Consider the following 2,199-nt stretch of genomic DNA (forward strand, 5'->3'; position numbering starts at 1 on the left):
AACCGCTACTCCAGCCTTGGAAGGGCCGAGATCGAAGCCATTGCCTGAGCCCAACGGGGAAAGGGGCAAAGCATCCTCGCCTCCAATTAGTGCAATAAGGTCCAGATGATCCGGCAGATCACACCAGCATGACCTTTTCACACACCCTCTTAGGCATTGGCTCTCACGAGCGATCGACGCGAACGGCGATGTGCCGGACATCTTCGTGCAGCCGCGGCGCAACACCGCGGCCGCCAAGCGCTTCATGCGCAAGCTGTTCAGGCGATGAGGCCTGCCGCGGGTGATGGTGACCGACAAACTCGGACCCTGTGCAGCGGCCAGAGCGAAGATCGTCCCGGGCCTCGAACACCGTCGCCACAAGGGTATCAACAACGCAGCCGAGGCATCGCGCCGGCACACCCGACGCCGAGAGAAGAGCATGGGGCGGTTCAAGTCGCCAGGACAGGCGCCGCGGTTCCTGTCGGTCGACTATTAGACCGCCGCCATCTTCCGCTCGCACCGCCACCGCCTTTCCGCCCGTTCTTATCGCCATGCAAGACGTGATGCGTTCGACCTATGGGCAGCCTACAAGACCGAACTATCCGCGTGAGCGGTCACTAACGGCAGCTTGCAGGTTCATCCGAGATAACCTGACAATGCCACGGGTGTTCCGTGGGGTGATTGGCACCCGTGGCGCGCCCTCATTCTATGAGAAGTCCGGCATGGTTTGGGACGTACTCGATGACGGTCGAGCTGATCACGCCGTGAGTGAACTACAGATTCCCATGATAGGCGAGTTGTCCGCAGATTATGCGTCGACCCATTCAATTCGGCAGATCGTGGCCGAGCGACGCCCGCATCTCGTTCACCGTCGCCTCGATCCGTTCGCGTTCTTTCTCGCCAAGCGGCTCCGGGCGGTCGTTCAGCCCGGCTGCCAAATCCGCATCGAGCCGGATCGTGGCGGCCATGGGGAAATGGTCCGACCCGACATAGGGGAGTTGCTCGATCGACACGACGGCGACGTCTTCGGTGACGTAGAGCTGATCGATCGGAAACTGGACAAGCGCTGTCTCGGCATCGAAGCTCGCAAAGAACCCGCGCCCGATCCGGGGGTCGAGATACCCGCCGACATGCTTGAACATCTGCGACGTGTCGGACCAGGCAACGTCGTTGAAGTCGCCCATGACGACCAGGGGAAGTTTCTCGCCCGACGCGAAGCGCGCGGCATAGTAGATCTGCGCATCGCGGTCCGCCGTGCTCTGCCCCGGTACGGGGGGTCGTGGATGCAGCCCCACAAAACGAAAGGGCATCCCGCCGGGACCCCGCAACTCGGCGAAGAGCGAAGGCGTGTCGTCCTCGGTCAAATAGACGATGCGTGCCTCGCGCGCCTCCAGGCGTGTCGCGAAAACCATGCCGTAGTGATTGTCGCGCGGCTCGCGCACGATCGTCGGATAACGCTTCAGGACCGGTTCAAGGGCATCGACCCAGGCCCGATCGGTTTCCATCAGCAAGAGGATGTCGGGGTCGAACCGCGAGACTTGTTCAAGAACGAGGTCGTGGCGATCGTTTTCCATGAGGACGTTCGCGGCGAAGAGCCGTAGTGCGTCCGGACCATCCGGCGCCAGACGCATCTCGGGCGGGTAGGCGATGGTGTAGGGAAGGATGCGATAGAGTTGGTACCCACCTGACGCAAGCGTAAGCGACAAGACGGCCAGTCGTCCGGCGCCCCGCAGGAGCAGGCCAAGGAGAGTCACTAGCCCGGCCGCGATCGCGATCTGCAGGCGAGGGAAGTCGAGCGCGCGCACCCACCATAGATTGGTGTCCCATAGCGTGATGAAGGTCAGGAGCGCGATCGAAATCGCGGCGATCCACAGAAGCCCACGGAGCAGGGTAGCCGCGACGGTCTTTTGGGACATAGCCTACTCGCTACTTCTGGAGACAGCCGACTGGTACCGCGTAATTGGTTACAGCCCGGTATCCGTTGGGCCGCGGATCGGAACCGGCGTGCTTCGAACTCGTCGCTTCATCTTACGAAGGGGACTGATCGATGTTCCGATGCGGTTGACGACGCCCGCCAGAAATTATGCCTGCCACCAAGAAAGACATTCCGGATTCTCGAGCGGTACTAGGCTCAGGACCCATTGATTGACGACGTTGGTCGTGATTCAGGCTCCGCGAGGAGACAACATGCATGAGCAACCTGTTTTGGCTGACCGAGGC

General features: G+C 61.5%; 1 protein-coding gene and 1 pseudogene. One reads left to right on the plus strand and one right to left on the minus strand.

All coding sequences use genetic code 11. The features are described 5' to 3' along the window. Positions 1-151: 151 nt before the first annotated feature. A pseudogene (locus LX81_RS23085) lies at positions 152-589 on the plus strand (DDE-type integrase/transposase/recombinase); the annotation flags it as partial. Positions 590-803: 214 nt separating this feature from the next. Here LX81_RS23085 and LX81_RS21755 read toward each other — a convergent pair. Beyond that, positions 804-1,895 carry an endonuclease/exonuclease/phosphatase family protein gene (locus LX81_RS21755; RefSeq protein ID WP_111539315.1) on the minus strand — a complete coding sequence of 364 codons (1,092 nt, stop codon included), beginning with the start codon at positions 1,893-1,895 and terminating at the stop codon, positions 804-806. Positions 1,896-2,199: the final 304 nt, after the last annotated feature.

The organism is Palleronia aestuarii (assembly GCF_003253995.1).
Classification (GTDB): domain Bacteria; phylum Pseudomonadota; class Alphaproteobacteria; order Rhodobacterales; family Rhodobacteraceae; genus Palleronia; species Palleronia aestuarii.